This window comes from Variovorax sp. Varisp36 (assembly GCF_047304235.1).
Lineage (GTDB): Bacteria > Pseudomonadota > Gammaproteobacteria > Burkholderiales > Burkholderiaceae_C > Variovorax.
In genome coordinates, this window is record NZ_JBGLYU010000075.1 from 1 (window position 1) to 16,300 (window position 16,300).

13 protein-coding genes are annotated in these 16,300 nt (G+C 68.3%); 2 read left to right on the forward strand and 11 right to left on the reverse strand.

The genetic code is table 11. From position 1 onward, the window contains the following. Positions 1–150: 150 nt before the first annotated feature. The 6 genes from mdoH to ACCD11_RS27605 form a co-directional block, all read right to left on the reverse strand. Positions 151–2,157 (reverse strand): glucans biosynthesis glucosyltransferase MdoH, encoded by a 2,007-nt coding sequence (gene mdoH / locus ACCD11_RS27580; protein ID WP_007831446.1) that lies wholly within the window; start codon positions 2,155–2,157, stop codon positions 151–153. A 402-nt stretch (positions 2,158–2,559) separates the two neighbouring features. Next, positions 2,560–3,948, reverse strand: a complete 1,389-nt coding sequence (locus ACCD11_RS27585; protein WP_007831448.1) for a sigma 54-interacting transcriptional regulator — start codon at positions 3,946–3,948, stop codon at positions 2,560–2,562. After that, positions 3,945–4,604, reverse strand: a complete 660-nt coding sequence (locus ACCD11_RS27590; protein ID WP_007831449.1) for a hypothetical protein — start codon at positions 4,602–4,604, stop codon at positions 3,945–3,947. The genes ACCD11_RS27585 and ACCD11_RS27590 overlap by 4 nt, the downstream gene beginning before the upstream one ends. A gap of 58 nt (positions 4,605–4,662) precedes the next feature. Next, positions 4,663–6,090 (reverse strand): sensor histidine kinase, encoded by a 1,428-nt coding sequence (locus ACCD11_RS27595; protein ID WP_413316241.1) that lies wholly within the window; start codon positions 6,088–6,090, stop codon positions 4,663–4,665. Then, entirely contained in the window at positions 6,090–7,439 is a 1,350-nt protein-coding gene (gene miaB, locus ACCD11_RS27600) for a tRNA (N6-isopentenyl adenosine(37)-C2)-methylthiotransferase MiaB (RefSeq protein ID WP_413316243.1), read from the reverse strand. The genes ACCD11_RS27595 and miaB overlap by 1 nt, the downstream gene beginning before the upstream one ends. An 83-nt stretch (positions 7,440–7,522) precedes the next feature. Next, entirely contained in the window at positions 7,523–7,981 is a 459-nt protein-coding gene (locus ACCD11_RS27605; protein ID WP_007831453.1) for a hypothetical protein, read from the reverse strand. A gap of 254 nt (positions 7,982–8,235) precedes the next feature. Between ACCD11_RS27605 and ACCD11_RS27610 the strand changes: the two genes are divergently transcribed. Together ACCD11_RS27610 and ACCD11_RS27615 are read left to right on the forward strand one after the other, a co-directional pair. Then, a complete protein-coding gene (locus ACCD11_RS27610) occupies positions 8,236–9,399 on the forward strand; it encodes an efflux RND transporter periplasmic adaptor subunit (protein WP_413316255.1) in 1,164 nt (387 codons plus the stop codon). Continuing rightward, positions 9,396–12,554, forward strand: coding sequence for an efflux RND transporter permease subunit (locus ACCD11_RS27615; protein WP_413316245.1), 3,159 nt, complete (start codon positions 9,396–9,398; stop codon positions 12,552–12,554). Before ACCD11_RS27610 ends, ACCD11_RS27615 begins: the two co-directional genes overlap by 4 nt. A gap of 68 nt (positions 12,555–12,622) precedes the next feature. On the opposite strand, the gene ACCD11_RS27620 is transcribed toward ACCD11_RS27615, so the two are convergent. Genes ACCD11_RS27620 through ACCD11_RS27640 form a run of 5 tightly spaced genes read right to left on the reverse strand, consistent with a single transcriptional unit; the run spans position 12,623 to position 16,105 of the window. Then, positions 12,623–13,267, reverse strand: coding sequence for a histidine phosphatase family protein (locus ACCD11_RS27620; RefSeq protein WP_413316247.1), 645 nt, complete (start codon positions 13,265–13,267; stop codon positions 12,623–12,625). A gap of 20 nt (positions 13,268–13,287) precedes the next feature. Further along, a complete protein-coding gene (locus ACCD11_RS27625) occupies positions 13,288–13,911 on the reverse strand; it encodes a DUF4136 domain-containing protein (RefSeq protein WP_413316249.1) in 624 nt (207 codons plus the stop codon). 46 nt (positions 13,912–13,957) lie between these two features. Next, positions 13,958–14,890 (reverse strand): tRNA 2-thiocytidine(32) synthetase TtcA, encoded by a 933-nt coding sequence (gene ttcA / locus ACCD11_RS27630; protein ID WP_413316251.1) that lies wholly within the window; start codon positions 14,888–14,890, stop codon positions 13,958–13,960. A gap of 43 nt (positions 14,891–14,933) precedes the next feature. Continuing rightward, complete coding sequence (locus ACCD11_RS27635; RefSeq protein WP_007831468.1) at positions 14,934–15,314, reverse strand: dihydroneopterin aldolase; 381 nt, start codon at positions 15,312–15,314, stop codon at positions 14,934–14,936. An 8-nt stretch (positions 15,315–15,322) separates the two neighbouring features. Continuing rightward, on the reverse strand, positions 15,323–16,105 hold the full coding sequence (locus ACCD11_RS27640; RefSeq protein ID WP_413316253.1) for an SDR family oxidoreductase: 783 nt from the start codon (positions 16,103–16,105) through the stop codon (positions 15,323–15,325). Positions 16,106–16,300 lie beyond the last annotated feature (195 nt).

Sequence of the window (16,300 nt, forward strand, 5' to 3'; positions counted from 1 at the left end):
GGTTCGCACCGGCGGGCCTTCTGTCTTCAGGGCTGCACTTCGTAGACCTGCTGCGCCTCGGCGGCTGCGTGCACGTCAGCGCGACCTGCATGCCCGCCATGAAAAAAGCCGACCCTGAGGCCGGCTTCGGGGCGCTGTGTCTTCAGCGCATCAGGCGGTTGCCAGTGCAGCAGGCCGCGCGAGGCGAACCGCATGCATCCACGCACGGCGCAGCACGGCCGGCGAGCGCGATTCCTCTGGAATCAGCAGGAAGCCGCGATCGCGCAGCGTGGTGCCCAGTGCGATCTGGCTGGTCAGCACCGTCAGCGGGATCGCCAGCAGCAGCGGCAGGCCGACGGGCATGAGCCAGATCAGCGCGCTCGGGTCGATCATCGCGACGCCGACGGCCAGCATGGCGATCACCAGCGTCATGGGGGCCAGCTGCGACGCGGCGACCTTCCACGGCACGGCGGCGGCTTCGCGCGGGGGCGACTTCCAGTCGAGCTTGATGCCGGTGAGGGCGACCAGCACGAACAGCGAGTGGGCCAGCATGCGGACCGGGGCCTGCACGATGGCGAGGCCGCTTTCCATCATGGAGCTCTTCACGAGGCCCCACACACCGCCGTACTGGCGTTGCTCGCCGCGCATCAGCACGGCAGCGATGCCCAGCACGCGCGGCAGGAACAGCAGGCACAGGGTCCAGACCCACAGGCCGGCCAGTTCGGCGGGCAGCACGCTCCAGCTCGACACGAGGCTCGAGCCGCTGAGCCACAGGGCGGTGCCCAGCGTCAGGAAGGCCAGCCACAGCGGGGCGGAGACGTAGGCCATGGTGCCGGTCACGAACATCGCGCGGTGCACCGGGTGGATGCCGGGCTCGGCCATCAGGCGGGCGTTCTGCAGGTTGCCCTGGCACCAGCGGCGGTCGCGCTGCAGTTCGGCCAGCAGGTCCGGCGGTTGCTGCTCGTAGCTGCCAACGAGGTCGGACACCAGCCACACGTTGTAGCCGGCACGGCGCATCAGCGCGGCTTCGACGAAGTCGTGCGACATGATGCCGCCCGACATGCCGCCGGTGCCCTTGATCGGGGCCAGCGCGCAATGCTTCATGAAGGGTTCGACGCGGATGATCGCGTTGTGGCCCCAGTAGTGCGATTCGCCCAGTTGCCAGAACTGCATGCCCAGCGTGAACAGGCGGCCCGTCACGCGGGAAGCGAATTGCTGTGCGCGGGCATGCAGCGTGACGTGGCCGATGGCCTGCGTCGCGGTCTGGATGATGCCGGCGGTGGGATTGGCTTCCATCAGCTTGACCATCGAGGTCAGGCAGTCGCCGCTCATCACCGAGTCGGCGTCGAGCACGACCATGTAGCGGTAGTCCTTGCCCCAGCGGCGGCAGAAGTCGGCCACGTTGCCGGCCTTGCGGTGCGTGCGGCGGGTGCGCAGGCGGTAATACACCTCGACCTGCGGCTGGTTGGGGCTCTCGGCCAGGGCGGCACGCAGGTCTTCCCAGGCGGCGCGCTCGGCGGCGGCGGTCTCGGGGTTGTAGCTGTCGGACAGCACGAACACGTCGAACTGCTTTGCGTGGCCGGTGGAGGCGACCGATTCGCAGGTGGCGCGCAGGCCGGCGAATACCGTGGCAACGTCTTCGTTGCAGATCGGCATGATGATCGCGGTGCGGGCCTCGGGGTTCATCGGGTGGTTGGCCACCTGTTTCGCCGACAGGGCGTGCTTGTCACCGCGTACCGAGACGTAGAAGCCCATGAGCGCGGTCACGAAGCCGGTCACGACCCAGCCCGAGAGCAGGCCGTACAGGCCGATCTGGCCGTATTCGAGCCAGACGTTGTCGTAGTCGGGTTGCACGCCGGCGAACAGCGTCGAGGCGATCACGGTGCTCAGCACGGTGAGCAGCATGAACGCGTTGCGTCGCTGGGCTGCGGCACGCTGCCACGGTTGGCGGGCTTCGGCCGGGCCGGCGCTTTGGCGCTTGCCGCCGGCACCGAGCCTGACCAGCAGGGCGGTGCCGATGCTGTTCCAGAAACCGCGCCAGGGGCGGGGCGTCATCGAACCGCGGTTGACTGGCGGGGCGGTGACCGAATTGGGATGGCGTTCCTCGCGAACCGCGCTGCGGTGCGAAAAATCGGTGTCGGCCAGCACGTTCAGTTGGGAGAAGTCGTTCGGCTTCATGTGATTTACCAACGTTGCTTGTCGAGGGAAGGGGTGTCGCCAATGGCAGGAAAGCGCTTGATCACGCAATCCGGCTCGGCGCCGCCAGCGCTTGCGAGCGCGGCGAGCGAATGGCCCGCGGCACGGGGCCGCGAGGAGGAAAACTGCTTTTGACGCAGGCCGTCGCGCTGCTGGCGCAGTGCGAAAGATGGGCTGGTTAGTGCTGTCATGCCAGTACAGGGGCAAACCCTGTGCCAGGCTGAAAAAACGCTTTCAGATCAACGACTTGGACCGATCCGGAGGTGTTTTTCGCGGGAGGAGGCTGCCGGAAGGCCTCCAAACCCCTCATTTTGTCGCCGAATCCCGACAAGCCTCCTGGGCGGGTAGGGATTGGCTATATAAATCAATGACTTAGGGGCGTCGCTACTCGGCGACAGGGTCCCCGCCAGGAGCGACAGCGTCGGCCTTGAAGTGGCCTGGCGTGAGTTCGTGCTTCTGCAGAAGCCGGTAGAACTCCGTGCGGTTGCGATCGGCCAGGCGGGCCGCATCGGCCACGTTGCCGTCGGTCAGTTTCAGCAGGCCGACGAGGTAGTCGCGCTCGAAACGCTGCTTGGCCTCGGCGTAGGTCTGGACCTCGACCGTCGGCACGCGCAGCGCGCGCTGCACCAGCGCCAGAGGAATCAGCGGCGAGCTCGACAGTGCGCAGACCTGCTCGACCACGTTGAACAGCTGGCGCACGTTGCCCGGCCAGGCGGCCGTGGTCAGCGCCTTCAGCGCCTCGGGTGCGAAGCCCGACAGCCGCTTGCCGTACTTGGTCGACAGGCGCTGCAGGAAGTGGTTGGCCAGCAGCGGAATGTCCTCGCGCCGCGCCGACAGCGGTGGCAGCGTGAGCGTCACCACGTTCAGGCGGTAATACAGGTCTTCGCGGAACTGGCCGGCCTCCATTGCGGCGTCGAGGTCGCGATGGGTGGCCGAGACGATGCGCACGTCGACCTGGATCGACTGGCTCGCGCCCAGCGGGCGCACCGCGCGCTCCTGCAGCACGCGCAGCAGCTTGACCTGCAGCGCGGGCGGCATGTCCCCGATTTCGTCGAGCAGCAGCGTGCCGCCGTCGGCCTGCTGGAACAGGCCCTTGTGGTTGGCATGGGCGTCGGTGAAGGCGCCCTTCATGTGGCCGAACAGCTCCGACTCGAGCAGCGCTTCGGGAATGGCGCCGCAGTTGACCGCCACGAAGGGCTTGTCGGCACGCGCGCTGGCCTTGTGGATCGCGCGCGCGAGCATTTCCTTGCCGGCGCCCGAGTCGCCGCGCAGCAGCACCGAGGCGTCCGACTTGGCGACCATGCGCGCCTCGGCCAGCAGCTCGGCCATGCGGTTGCTGCGGCTCACGATCTCGGAGCGCCAGCTGTCGTCGCCGGCCTTGCTCGGCGTGGTGGCGGGCGCGCCGAGCGCCAGCGCCTGCGCGATCTTGTCGAGCAGCTCACGGCCGTCGTAGGGCTTGGTGAGGTAGGTGAACACGCCACGCGCCGTGGCCTCGACCGCGTCGGGGATGGTGCCGTGCGCGGTGAGCAGGATCACCGGCAGCGAGGGATGGCGCTTGCGGATCTCGTCGAAGAGCTGGAGGCCGTCGCGCCCGGGCAGGCGCACGTCGCTCAGCACGAGCTGCGGGTGTTCGATCTCGAGCTGCGTGAGCGCAGTCTCGGCCGAGGTGACGGCCGTGACCTGGTAGCCCGCCGAGCTGAGCCGCATCGAGAGCAGCCGCAGCATGTCCGGGTCGTCGTCGACCACGAGGAGGCGGGCGCCGGTAGTGCTCATGGGGTCGGTTTGCTTCCGTTGGGCGCCGCCGGTGCTGCGGGCGCCGTGTTGGGCCGCGCGAAGCTGCGCTCGATGGCGCGCAGCGCTTCGATGCGGTCGTTCAGCTGGTCGATGCGGCGCTGGCTGTCGCGCAGCTGCTGCACCTGCTTGTCGCGATCGTCCTCGACGCGGCGCTGCTCCACGTAGCGCGCGGCCAGGGCTCGTGCCAGCGGGTGCAGGGCCTGGGCCTCGGGTGCGGGGTTGGCGATCACGCGCTGCAGCAGGCCCAGGGCACGCGCCAGGTCGGCCGGCACGCGGGTTTGCGAGAGCAGCAGCGCCAGCTGCATCTGCGTGGTGGGCGAATCGCCCGGGTCGCCGATGCGGGAGATTTCCGTGCTCAGGTCGGCGCCGTTCAGCGGGCGCACCTTGTCGGCATACGACAGCATGGCCGCCTGCGGCCCCTGCGTCATCAACGTAAAGAGCGACGAGGCGGGCTGCGTGGCCGGCGCCTTCGGCTCAGCCTCCACCGGCATCACGCGCGGCACGACCGGCGGCGGCGGCAGCGCCTCGGCCTCCGCGGGCGGCTTGGGCTGCGTGGCGCAGGCGGCCAGCAGCAGGACGAAAGGCACGGTCATCGCCCCGGCGAAGGAGGAACGGCGGACGAACGAAAAAGACATGGGTCGAAGAAAGGACGCGAGGCGGTGAGGCAGTGTTGGAGAGGAGACGCCAGGGTGGTCAGGCCGTGCGCGGCAGTTCGATGCGAAAGCGAGCACCGGGTCCGCCCGGCTGCAGGGTGATGCGGCCCCCGTGGGCTGCAATGTACTCCTGCACGATGGAAAGTCCGATGCCCGTGCCTTTCACCGTGTGCTCGGGCTGGCGCTCGCCGCGGAAGAAAGGTTCGAAGATCCGGTCGCGGTCGCCCTCGGCGATGCCCGGCCCGGCGTCGTTGACGTCGATGTGCACTGCCTCGGGCGTCCCCGATACCACCAGGGTGATGACACCGCCCGTTACCGAAAAGCGAATGGCGTTGCTCAGCAGGTTGGCGATCGCGGTGCCGAGCTTGGTGCGGTCGACCGTGATCGCGATGGGGTCGCCCTCGGCCCGCACGCGCAGGCCATGCGACTGCCATTGCAGGCGCTGGGCCTCGATCTGCTCCTCAATCAACGGCAGCAGCTCGGTGCGCTCGCGGCGCAGTTCGCGCGCCTCGAAGGCGGCGGCGTTGAAGCGCAGCAGCGCCTCGATCTGGCCCTGCAGCGACACGGTGTTCTGCTGCAGGATCTGCGCAACCTCGAGCTGCGCCGGGTTCAGCGGACCGGTCACTCCGTCTTCGAGCAGCGAGACACCCTCGCGCAGCGCGGCCAGCGGCGTCTTCAGCTCGTGCGACACGTGGCGCAGGAAGCGCGCCTTGTCGGCATCGAGCTCAGTCAGGCGCAGCCGCAGCCACTCGAGCTGCTGCGACACGCGCCGCACGTCGGCCGGGCCGCGGATGTCGATGGGCTCGTCGAGCCGGTTCTGGCCGAGGCCGACGATGGCGTGCTCCAGCCGCTTGAACGGCCGAGCCAGCCAGATGCCGAAGGCCAGCGCCAGCGACACGGCAAGCACGCTGGCGGCCACCACTTCGCGCATCAGCCGGCGGCGCGCGTTCTCGATGCGCCTGGCCAGCGCGTCGTTCTGCGTTTCGATCAGGAACTGCGCCTGCTGCGCAAGATTGGTGTTGAGCGCGTCGAGTTCGCGGAATTGCATCGCCATCGTGCTCTCGCGGGCCAGGGCGCTGTCGGCGTTGCCGCTCATCAGGCCCTCGATCACACCGAGCTGGGTGCGCCACATCTCGATGCCGGCGGGCGCCAGGCCGTTCTTCTCCAGGCGCTCAAGCACCTGGTGCGCCTCGCGCGCAGCGTCGTCGAAGCGGCGGCGCAGCACTGCGTCGTTGAGCACCAGCGACTGGCGCCCGGCGCGCTCCATGGCCGCGCTGCGCTCGGCCAGCGACTGGGCCGCGCCCGACAGGCGCAGCGCGCGCGCGGCCGCGTCGCGGCTCTGCGTCATCAGCGCGTCGTACTGCAGCACCGAACGCAGCGCCACGCCGACCAGCAGCGCGGTGATCAGCAGGAAGGCAAACAGCAGGAGCTGCTGGAACGAGCCCCGGGTAGACGGTCGCTTCGCCATCAGTGGGCGAGCACCGGCATCGGCGATTCGCTCGTCACGACCTCGCCGCGCAGCGTGTAGGCCAGCGAGCGCGTGATGCGCAGGTCGGCCATCTGGCCGACGAGGCGCGCGTCGCCTTCGAAGTTGACGACGCGGTTGCAGGCGGTGCGGCCCATGAGTTCGTTCGCGTCCTTGCGCGAGGCGCCTTCCACCAGCACGCGCTGCGTGGTGCCGACCAGCGCCTGGCCGAAGCGCTTCACGTTGACGTCGATCACGGCCTGCAGCGTGTGCAGGCGAGCGAGCTTCACTTCATACGGCGTGTCGTCCTGCAGCGCGGCGGCGGGCGTGCCGGGGCGCGGGCTGAAGATGAAGCTGAAGCTGGCGTCGAACTGGCAGTCGTCGATCAGCTTCATCATCTTGTTGAAGTCGTCGTCCGTCTCACCAGGGAAGCCGACGATGAAGTCGCTGCTCAGGGCGAGCTCGGGGCGAATGGCGCGCAGCTTGCGCACCGTGCTCTTGTATTCCATGGCGGTGTAGCCGCGCTTCATCGCCATCAGGATGCGGTCGCTGCCGTGCTGCACCGGCAGGTGCAGGTGGCTCACGAGCTGCGGCACCTTGGCATAGGCCTCGATCAGCCGGGGCGTGAACTCGTTCGGGTGGCTCGTGGTGTAGCGGATGCGCTCGATGCCGGGGATCTCGGCGACGTATTCGATCAGCAGCGCGAAGTCGGCGATCTCGGCGGTGTCGCCCATCCTGCCGCGGTAGGCGTTCACGTTCTGGCCCAGCAGCGTGATCTCGCGCACACCCTGCTCGGCCAGGCCGGCGATCTCGACCAGCACGTCGTCGAGCGGGCGGTTCACCTCCTCGCCGCGGGTGTAGGGCACCACGCAGTAGCTGCAGTACTTGGAGCAGCCTTCCATGATCGACACGAAGGCCGTCGCGCCCTCGACGCGCGCGGGCGGCAGGTGGTCGAACTTCTCGATCTCGGGGAAGCTGATGTCCACCTGCGGGCGGTTCAGGCGCTCGCGGTCGTTGAGCATCTCGGGCAGGCGGTGCAGCGTCTGCGGGCCGAACACGATGTCGACGTACGGCGCGCGCGCAATGATGGCCTCGCCCTCCTGGCTCGCCACGCAGCCGCCCACGCCGATCTTCACGCCCCTGGCCTTCAGGTGCTTCACGCGGCCGAGGTCGGAGAACACCTTTTCCTGTGCCTTCTCGCGCACCGAGCAGGTGTTGAACAGGATGAGGTCGGCCTCGTCCACGTTCTGCGTGGGCTCGTAGCCCTGCGCGGCGTTGAGCACGTCGGCCATCTTGTCCGAGTCGTACTCGTTCATCTGGCAGCCGAAGGTCTTGATGAATACTTTTTTCATGGGGAGTTCTCTCTCATGCCCTCCGCAACAACGGGGAGGGCTCGGCGGCGGGCAGCGCATGGGCCCCGCGCCGCCGTCTTTGCCTACTGCGTGTTGACGGTGTCGTTCGAGGTGAACGGCCAGATGTTCAGGAACGGCTTGTTCAGCGATTCGCGTGGGGCCGAGGCTTCGTCGGCCGTGAGGATCCAGACCTCGCGCAGCAGGCCGGCGGCATCGCGCGTGTAGTTGACCAGGTACTTCTGGCCGGTGATGGCGCCGGGCATGACCAGCATGTTCTGCGGGCTCCGGATGCGCGCGCCGGCCCCCAGCCGATCGGCATGGCCGTCGAGGTCGACGTCGGGCGCGTTGAGGACCGTGAACTTGCCGCGCAGGGTGCCGATGGGGAAATTGCGGCCCCCAACGAGCGATTCGTTCTGGGTCTGCGGCCGGGGCACTTCGTCCTGCGCGCTGGCGGTGAGCGGAAAAAGGCCTGCCGCAGCAATGGCTGCTGTGCAAAGCGCTATGAAGGTGAGAGCATTCGTGGGTGTCTTGCAGCGGTTCATGGGGTTTATCCAGAGGCTGTGGAGCGGCGATTTTAGCGAGGGGGTGCGGTTCCCCGGCGCCGGCCACAGCAGGTAGTGTGGGGCTTTCGGTTGACTGGCTTTACATTTCTTTACGGGGGCCACGAACACCGGGAGTCGGCCGCTGATCCAATAGCCGCTGTCAGCCCAAAGTGCACAAAGAACCCATGAAGAAAAATGTCGCCGTCGCCCTTGCGGGCGTGTTGATCGTAGCCGTCGCGGGCGGGTGGTGGAGCATGTCCGGGGACAAGTCTGCCGGCAAGGACGCGAAGGCTCCGGCCGCGAACAGCAGCGGCGGCGCACCTGCACTCGTGACGCTGGCCACGGCGCAGAAGCAGGACGTGCCGGTGACGGTGCAGGTCAACGGCAGCGTGGTGTCTCTCAACAGCGTCGACCTGCGTCCGCAGGTGACGAACACGGTGAGCGCGGTGCATGTGAAGGAAGGCCAGTTCGTCAAGGCCGGCCAGCTGCTCTTCACGCTCGACGACCGCAACGACCAGGCCAACCTCGCCCGCGCCCGCGCGCAGCAGCAGAAGGACGAGGCCACCATGGCCGACCTGGAGCGCCAGTACAAGCGCAGCCAGGACCTCGTGGCGCAGAACTTCATCGCCAAGAGCGCGGCCGACGCCACGCTCTCGCAGCTCCAGGCTCAGCGCGCCTCCGTGGCCGCCGACCGCGCGGCCGTGCAGTCGGCGCAGGTAGCGCTGGGCTACGCAACGCTGCGCGCGCCCATCGCCGGGCGCATCGGCGCCGTCAACATCTACCCGGGCACGCTGGTGCAGCCGACGCTGTCGCTCGTCACCATCACGCAGCTCGACCCGATTGCCGTGAGCTTCCCGGTACCCGAAGGCAACCTGCAGGATCTGCTGGAAGCCGCGCGCACGCACGCCAAGGTCGAGGCCGTCGTCACCGGCGGCAAGGCGCCGCTGAGCGGCACGCTCGACTTCGTCGACAACACCGTCGACCCGCAGATCGGCACGGTGCGCGCCAAGGCCGTGTTCGCGAATGCCGACCAGAGCCTGTGGCCCGGCCAGTTCGTGGGCACGCGCATCACGGTGCGCACGCTCAACGGCGCCACCGTAGTGCCGGCCGCGGCGCTGATGATGCTGTCCGACGGCACTTCGCTCTATGTGGTCGACGGGGGCAAGACCGCCACGCGCCGCAAGGTGAAGACGCTGCACACCTTCGGCACCAATGTGGCGGTAAGCGGCGTGGAGCCGGGCGAGCAGGTGGTGATCGAGGGCAGCCAGAACGTGCGCCCGGGCGGCAAGGTCCGCGTCGATGCCAAGGCGCCGGGTGCGCCTGGCGCAACGGGCAACGGCACCACCGGCGTCACGCCCGGCAGCGCCGCTTCTTCCGACGGCGCCGACATCAAGCCGCCGCAGCGGGAACGCGCATGAACATCTCGGAGCTCTGCATCCGCCGTCCGGCGATGACGGTGCTGCTGTCCGCGGCGGCCGTGGTCGTCGGCATCTTCGCGTACTTCAGCATCCCCGTCGCCGCGCTGCCCAGTTACAACACACCGGTCATCAACGTCAATGCGCAGTTGCCGGGCGCGAGTCCGGACACCATGGCGAGTTCGGTGGCGCTGCCGCTCGAAAAGCAGTTCTCCACCATCCCGGGCCTGCAGACCATCAGTTCGGTGAACACGCAGGGCGTGTCCTCGATCACGCTCGAATTCGTGAGCAGCCGCGACATCGACGCCGCCGCGGTCGACGTGCAGGCCGCGCTGCTGCGCGCCCAGCGCCAGCTGCCGCAGGAGCTCACGCAGCTGCCCTCGTACCGCAAGGTCAACCCGGCCGACGCGCCGGTGCTGTTCATCGCGCTGATCTCGCCGTCGATGAACCCGTCGGAGCTCAACGACTACGCCGAGAACCTGATCTCGCCCACGCTGTCGACCATCGATGGCGTGGCGCAGGTGGGCGTGTACGGCCGCAAGGCTTTCGCGGTGCGCATCAAGGCCAATGCCGACCTGCTCAACGCGCGCAACATCACGCTCGACGAATTGGCCAAGGCCGTGAACTCGGCCAACGCCAACACGCCGGTCGGCGTGCTCGACGGCCCGCGCCAGACGCTCACCATCCAGGCCAACCGCCAGCTCCTGAAGGCGGCCGACTTCGCCAAGCTGATCGTCGGCCAGCACAACGGCGCGCCGGTGCGGCTCGACGAAGTGGCCACCATCGAGGACAGTTTCGAGTCGGTGAAGACCGCGAGCAGCTTCAACGGGCAGGACTCGATCTCGCTGGCCGTGCAGCGCCAACCCAACGCCAACACCGTGCAGGTGGTCGATGCGGTGCGCGCGCTCATCCCGCGCTTCAAGGCGGAGCTGCCGCAGTCGGTCGAGATCCAGATGGTGAACGACCGCTCCATCTCCATCCGCGAGGCCGTGCACGACGTGCAGCTCACGCTGCTGGGCACCATCGCGCTGGTGGTGCTGGTGATCTTCCTGTTCCTGCACCGGCTGGTGGCCACGCTGATCCCGGCCGTGACCATTCCGATTTCGCTGATCGGCGCGGTGGCGCTGCTCTATGCCTTCGGCTACAGCCTGGACAACATCTCGCTGCTCGGCATCACGCTGGCCGTGGGGCTGGTGGTGGACGACGCCATCGTGGTGCTGGAGAACATCATGCGCTACGTCGAGAAGGGCATGGACCCGTTCGCGGCGGCGCTGCGCGGCGCGCGCGAGGTGGGCTTCACCATCGTGTCGATCTCGATCTCGCTGGTGGCCGTGTTCATCCCGATCTTCTTCATGCCCGGCGTGATCGGCCTGCTGTTCCACGAGTTCGCGGTGGTGGTGGCGCTGGCGGTGCTGGTGTCGGCCGTGGTGTCGCTCACGCTGGTGCCGATGCTCGCGAGCCGGCTGCTCAAGCAGGTGCCGCGCCGTGCGGGCGCGCTCGATCACGAAGAAGAGCATCCCGAGCCGGGCACGGCCATCGGCCGAGCCTTCGAGCGCGGCTACCGCGCGGTGCACGCAACCTACATGCGCTCGCTCGGCTGGACGCTGATGCACCGCAAGGTGATGCTGGCGATCGCGGGGCTGACCTTCGTCGTCACCGGCTGGCTGTTCGCGACCATCCCGAAGGGCTTCTTCCCCGAGGAGGACATCGGCCAGATCCAGATCACGACCGAGGCTGCTGAGGACATTTCATTCAGCGCCATGAAGGCGCTGCAGGACCGCGTGGCCGCCACCCTCAAGGACGACGCGAGCGTCAACTATGTGAGCTCCTTCGTCGGCGTGGGCGGTCCCACGGCCACGCAGAACTCCGGGCGGCTGTTCGCGGTGCTCAAGCCGCGCAGCGAGCGCCCGCCAATGGCGAAGGTGCTCGAATCGCTGCGCCAGCGCTTCCGCGAGATCCCCGGCATTGCCGTCTACATGCAGCCGGTGCAGAACCTGCGCCTGGGCGGACGCCAGAGCAAGGCGCGCTTCCAGTACACGCTGCAGAGCGTGAACGCGGGCGAGATGGTGCCGTGGGCCACGCGGCTCATGGAGCGCATGCGCGCCGACCCGGCTTTCCGCGACGTGACCAGCGACTCGCAGAACCGCGGCCTGCAGGCCACGCTCGACATCGACCGCGACAAGGCCGGCGTGCTCGGCGTGGCGGTGGGCGACCTGCGCACCGCGCTCTACAACGCCTACGGCGATCGCCAGATCGGCAGCATCTACGGCACGAGCAACACCTACCAGGTGATCCTTTCGGCGGCCGACAACGATCGCCAGTTCGAGGAAGACGTCTCGCGCCTGTCAGTGCGCAGCACCACGGGCAGGCTGGTGCCGTTGTCGGCCTTCTCGACCGTCAAGCGCACCGTGGGGCCGACCGCGGTCAACCACCAGGGCCAGCTGCAGGCGGTGACGGTGTCGTTCAACCTCGCGCCCGACGTGCCGCTGGGCGACGCGACCGCGAAGATCGACCGCTTCAAGGACGAGCTGAAGATGCCGCCCTCGATCATCACCACCTACGGCGGCGACGCGGCGGTGTTCCAGAGTTCGCAGTCCAGCCAGGCGGTGCTGCTGGTGCTGGCGGTGCTCGTGATCTACGTGCTGCTCGGCGTGCTGTACGAGAGCTACATCCACCCGATCACGATCCTCGCCGGGCTGCCTTCGGCGGCGGTGGGCGCGCTGATCTCGCTGAAGCTCTTCGGCTTCGACCTGACGCTGATCGCGACCATCGGCATCCTGCTGCTGATCGGCATCGTGAAGAAGAACGCGATCATGATGATCGACTTCGCGCTCGATGCGCAGCGCACCGAGGGCCTGCAGCCGGTGGACGCGATCCGCGAGGCCTGCCGCCTGCGCTTCCGGCCGATCATGATGACCACGCTGGCCGCGCTGATGGGCGCGCTGCCGCTCGCGCTGGGCCTGGGCGCCGGCGCCGAGCTGCGCCAGCCGCTGGGCGTGGCGGTGGTGGGCGGGCTGATCTTCTCGCAGGTGATCACGCTGTACATCACGCCGGCGATCTACCTCGCGCTGGACCGCTACAGCGGGACGGGGCCGATGGTGAATCTGCCGGACGAGGCGAAGGCGGAAGCGGGCCATGGGGCTGCTTCGCACGCTTGAGGGATTCGGGGGCGTGTGCGAAGGGCGCACCTCGGACAACACACACAGCGCATCGTGAAGAGCGATGCTTAGCTCGTCGTCTCGTCGAGCGCGTCACCTGCCGTCAGATGGGCGGTGTCGCTCCAGCCCACGAGGCTGAAGCCTTCCGGCGTCCAAAGCATGCGGTTGATCGCGGCATTGCCGAGTTGCCAGGTGCGCGGCGCCTGCAGCTCCTGGCGGGTGGCGGCGCGGTAGAGCACGTCCATCACGCCGCCGTGCGCGACCAGAACCACCAGTTCGCCCGGATGGCGCGCCGCCAGTTCGGCGGCCACGCCAGTCACACGGTCGCGGAACATCAGCAGGCTCTCGCCGCCCTCGGGCTCGAATTCGGGATCGCGCTCGCGCCAGAGCCTGGCCTGCACGGGCAGCGTGGCTTCGATCTCGGCAAAGCTCAGGCCCTCGAAGTTCCCGAAGGCCCGCTCGCGCAGGCGCGGCTCGGGCTGCACGGCCAGGCCGTGGGGCCTGGCGATTTCCTCGGCGGTCTGCCAGGCGCGCGAGAGGTCGCTGGCATAGACGACGCCGATGGGCTCGTCGGCCAGCGCACTGCCGGCGCGCTGTGCCTGCCAGATGCCCGTGGCGTTGAGCCCGATGTCGAGCTGGCCCTGGATGCGGGTGTCGACGTTCCAGGCGGTTTCGCCGTGGCGAACGGCGATCAGGCGGGTGGCTTCTTCCATCCGAGGAATTCTAGAAGGCGCTACTTCCGGGCCTGCGCCGTCGGCAGCTCGATGTTGACCCGGCGCTCGCCCTGCGGCGGGTTCGGGAAGCCCTGCAGCGCGGCCTGGAACATCACCGGCAGGATCGCCGTGCTCGAGGTGTAAGGGCCGTCGTTCCGGGCGCGAGTTTCGTACACCACGCGGTTGGAGCCTGCCTCGCGCAGCACGATGCTGACCTCGCGCTCGTACCAGGGGTTGGCCGGCGGCGCGAACATCGGGCCGCCATACCAGCCGCCGCCGTACCAGCGCCGGCCGTAGTTGCCATAGCCGCCGTAACCGTAGCCCCAGGGACCGTTGTAGAGCCACGGATCGGCCCAGGGCGAGAGGCCTGCCGTCACGCGCGCGCCGATCTGCGCGGTGTACTGGGGCCTGGCATCGTCGCGGCGCAGGCCGACCTTGTCGAGCGCGGCGCCGGCCATGGCTTCGAGCGATTCCTGCCGCGCGCCGTCGGCCTGCTGCGAGGGCAGGCGGTCGAAGCGGTAGGTGGCGCCGGGGGCCACGGTGCCGATGGAGGAAAAGCTCTTCACGTCGCTGTCGACCACCCAGGAGGTGGCGCAGCCCGTCAGGCTTGCGGCAAGAAGAAGAGCCGAGAACGCAGATTTCATGAGGGTCTCCGGGCGCTGAAGCCCAAAATTCCCCTGGGTTGCCCGTTCAGCCCTGGACGATGCGCAGGGCGGCAGGTGCCTGGGAGAGCAAATCGAAGGAAGGCGGGTCGAAGGCCTTGTCGCCATCGTCGTTCGCCACGCCCGTTGCCTTCAGACCCTTGAAGTCATGCTGCGTTCCGTCGAGCAGGTGCGAAGGCACCACGTTCTGCATCGCGGTGAACATGTTCTCCACGCGGCCGGGATACTTCTTGTCCCATTCGCGCAGCATTTCGCCTACCTGCTTGCGCTGCAGGTTTTCCTGGCTGCCGCACAGCGTGCACGGAATGATCGGGAACTCGCGGTGCTGGGCCCAGCGCACCGTGTCCTTCTCGGCCACGTAGGCCAGCGGGCGGATCACGACGTGCTTGCCGTCGTCGCTCACCAGCTTGGGCGGCATGCTCTTGAGCTTGCCGGCGAAGAACATGTTGAGGAAGAAGGTCTGCAGCATGTCGTCGCGGTGGTGGCCCAGCGCGACCTTGGTGGCGCCCAGCTCGTCGGCCACGCGGTACAGGATGCCGCGGCGCAGCCGGCTGCACAGGCCGCAGGTGGTCTTGCCCTCTGGAATGACGCGCTTGACGATGCTGTAGGTGTCCTGGTTCTCGATGTGGAAGTCCACGCCCAGGTCGCTCAAATACCTGGGCAGCACCTCTTCGGGAAAGCCGGGCTGCTTCTGGTCGAGATTGACCGCGACGATGTCGAAGTGAATCGGCGCGCGCGCCTTCAGCTTGAGCAGGATGTCGAGCAGCGCGTAGCTGTCCTTGCCGCCCGAGACGCACACCATGACCTTGTCGCCCTCTTCGATCATGTTGTAGTCGACGATGGCCTGCCCGACCTGGCGGCACAGGCGCTTTTCGAGCTTGTGCGTTTCGCGCTCGATCTTCAGGGAATTGGCAGTGGCGTCGGCGGCGGCGGGCGCCTCGTCGATCCAGACGGCGTTCATGGGCAGCAATGTCTTGGGGGGAAAAGGGGGATTTTGCCCCGGATCACCATTCCCCGGCTTCCATGCGGATCGCCACCTCGCAGTCGTCGAAGATTTCGAGCTTGGCGATCTTCACGCGCACGCCCAGCACGCCGGGCAGTTGCAGCAGGCGCTGCACCAGCTTGCCGATCAGGCTTTCGAGCAGGTTGACGTGCTCGGCGGTGCACTCCTCGATGATGATGCGGCGCACCTTGCGGTAGTCGAGCACGTGGAAGATGTCGTCGTCCTGCGGCAGCAGCGGTTGCGGGCCGAGGCTGAGCTCGGCATCGACCAGGATCGGCTGCGGCGCCGTCTTTTCCTGCTCGAGGATGCCCAGGTTGGCGTCGAAGCGCAGGCCCTGGAGGGTGAGTGTCTGGCGGCCTTGCACGGGCATGGGAATGGACATGGTGGTGCTCACATGAGCGAGAAATCGCGCTCGAATTTCATCAGGTGCTGGCCGCCGTCCACCAGCAGCGTGGTGCCGGTGATCGAGCGGTTCTCCAGCGCGAACCTCACCGTGGCGACCACGTCGTCCGGGGTGGAGGAGCGGCCCAGCGGCGACAGCTTGTGCAGCTGCGCGAACCTGTCGTCGTCCAGCATGTGGCTCGCCAGCGTAAGGCCGGGCGCCACGCCGACCACGCGCACGCGCGGTGCAAGGGCCAGCGCCAGCATCGGCGTGGCGGCTTCGAGCGCGGCCTTGGAAAGTGTGTAGCTCAGGAAGTCGGGGTTCGGGTTCCAGAGCTTCTGGTCGAGCAGATGGACCACCGCGCCTTGCGCGTCGCGGGCCGCCAAGTGCTCGTGCAGGGCATGCGCCAGCAGGATTGCCGCGCCGGTGTTGCTGCGCGCATGGCGCTCCATGAGTGCGTAGCTGAAGGTGGCGGCCTCGTCGTGCTCGAACAGCGCGGCGCTGTGCACCACGGCATCGACGCCGCGAAAGCGCGCGACCACGCGCGGCAGCAGGGCGCGCGTGGCCTGTTCGTCCTCGAGGTCGGCCGCGAAGAGCGCCGAATCGCCCGAGAGCGCGGCGCAGTCGGCCACCGTCTGCTCGGCCTCGGTGCGCGAACTGCGGTAGTGCACCGCCACCTGCCAGCCGCCCGCGGCGAGCGCCAGCGCGATCTCGCGGCCCAGCCTGCGGCCCGCGCCGGTGACGAGGACGGTGCGGCGGGAAGCGGAGGAGGGGGGCGCGGCGGGGCTCATGCGAGGAGGGAGAATGGCGCTGTGACGACAAAGACGACCCCCAGCAGTTTACCCACCGCCCTCGACCACCTCATCGCGCGGGGCGGGGCGGCCGGCGGGGGGTGGGGTGGGGTGGGCCCCATAATGGGGCGCGCCCGGTGAGCGCCGGGGCGGGGGGGTTTAGCCCACACATAGGGCCAGTTTGGCCCCCATCCC

What these genes read in the sequence shown, in the direction of transcription:
- mdoH (WP_007831446.1), bottom strand. Translation starts at nt 2,157, where the DNA reads ATGAAGCCGAACGACTTCTCCCAACTGAACGTGCTGGCCGACACCGAT.
- miaB (WP_413316243.1), bottom strand. Translation starts at nt 7,439, where the DNA reads ATGAAAAAAGTATTCATCAAGACCTTCGGCTGCCAGATGAACGAGTAC.
- ACCD11_RS27590 (WP_007831449.1), bottom strand. Translation starts at nt 4,604, where the DNA reads ATGTCTTTTTCGTTCGTCCGCCGTTCCTCCTTCGCCGGGGCGATGACC.
- ACCD11_RS27615 (WP_413316245.1), top strand. Translation starts at nt 9,396, where the DNA reads ATGAACATCTCGGAGCTCTGCATCCGCCGTCCGGCGATGACGGTGCTG.
- ACCD11_RS27605 (WP_007831453.1), bottom strand. Translation starts at nt 7,981, where the DNA reads ATGAACCGCTGCAAGACACCCACGAATGCTCTCACCTTCATAGCGCTT.
- ACCD11_RS27585 (WP_007831448.1), bottom strand. Translation starts at nt 3,948, where the DNA reads ATGAGCACTACCGGCGCCCGCCTCCTCGTGGTCGACGACGACCCGGAC.
- ACCD11_RS27640 (WP_413316253.1), bottom strand. Translation starts at nt 16,105, where the DNA reads ATGAGCCCCGCCGCGCCCCCCTCCTCCGCTTCCCGCCGCACCGTCCTC.
- ACCD11_RS27620 (WP_413316247.1), bottom strand. Translation starts at nt 13,267, where the DNA reads ATGGAAGAAGCCACCCGCCTGATCGCCGTTCGCCACGGCGAAACCGCC.
- ACCD11_RS27635 (WP_007831468.1), bottom strand. Translation starts at nt 15,314, where the DNA reads ATGTCCATTCCCATGCCCGTGCAAGGCCGCCAGACACTCACCCTCCAG.
- ACCD11_RS27610 (WP_413316255.1), top strand. Translation starts at nt 8,236, where the DNA reads ATGTCCGGGGACAAGTCTGCCGGCAAGGACGCGAAGGCTCCGGCCGCG.
- ttcA (WP_413316251.1), bottom strand. Translation starts at nt 14,890, where the DNA reads ATGAACGCCGTCTGGATCGACGAGGCGCCCGCCGCCGCCGACGCCACT.
- ACCD11_RS27595 (WP_413316241.1), bottom strand. Translation starts at nt 6,090, where the DNA reads ATGGCGAAGCGACCGTCTACCCGGGGCTCGTTCCAGCAGCTCCTGCTG.
- ACCD11_RS27625 (WP_413316249.1), bottom strand. Translation starts at nt 13,911, where the DNA reads ATGAAATCTGCGTTCTCGGCTCTTCTTCTTGCCGCAAGCCTGACGGGC.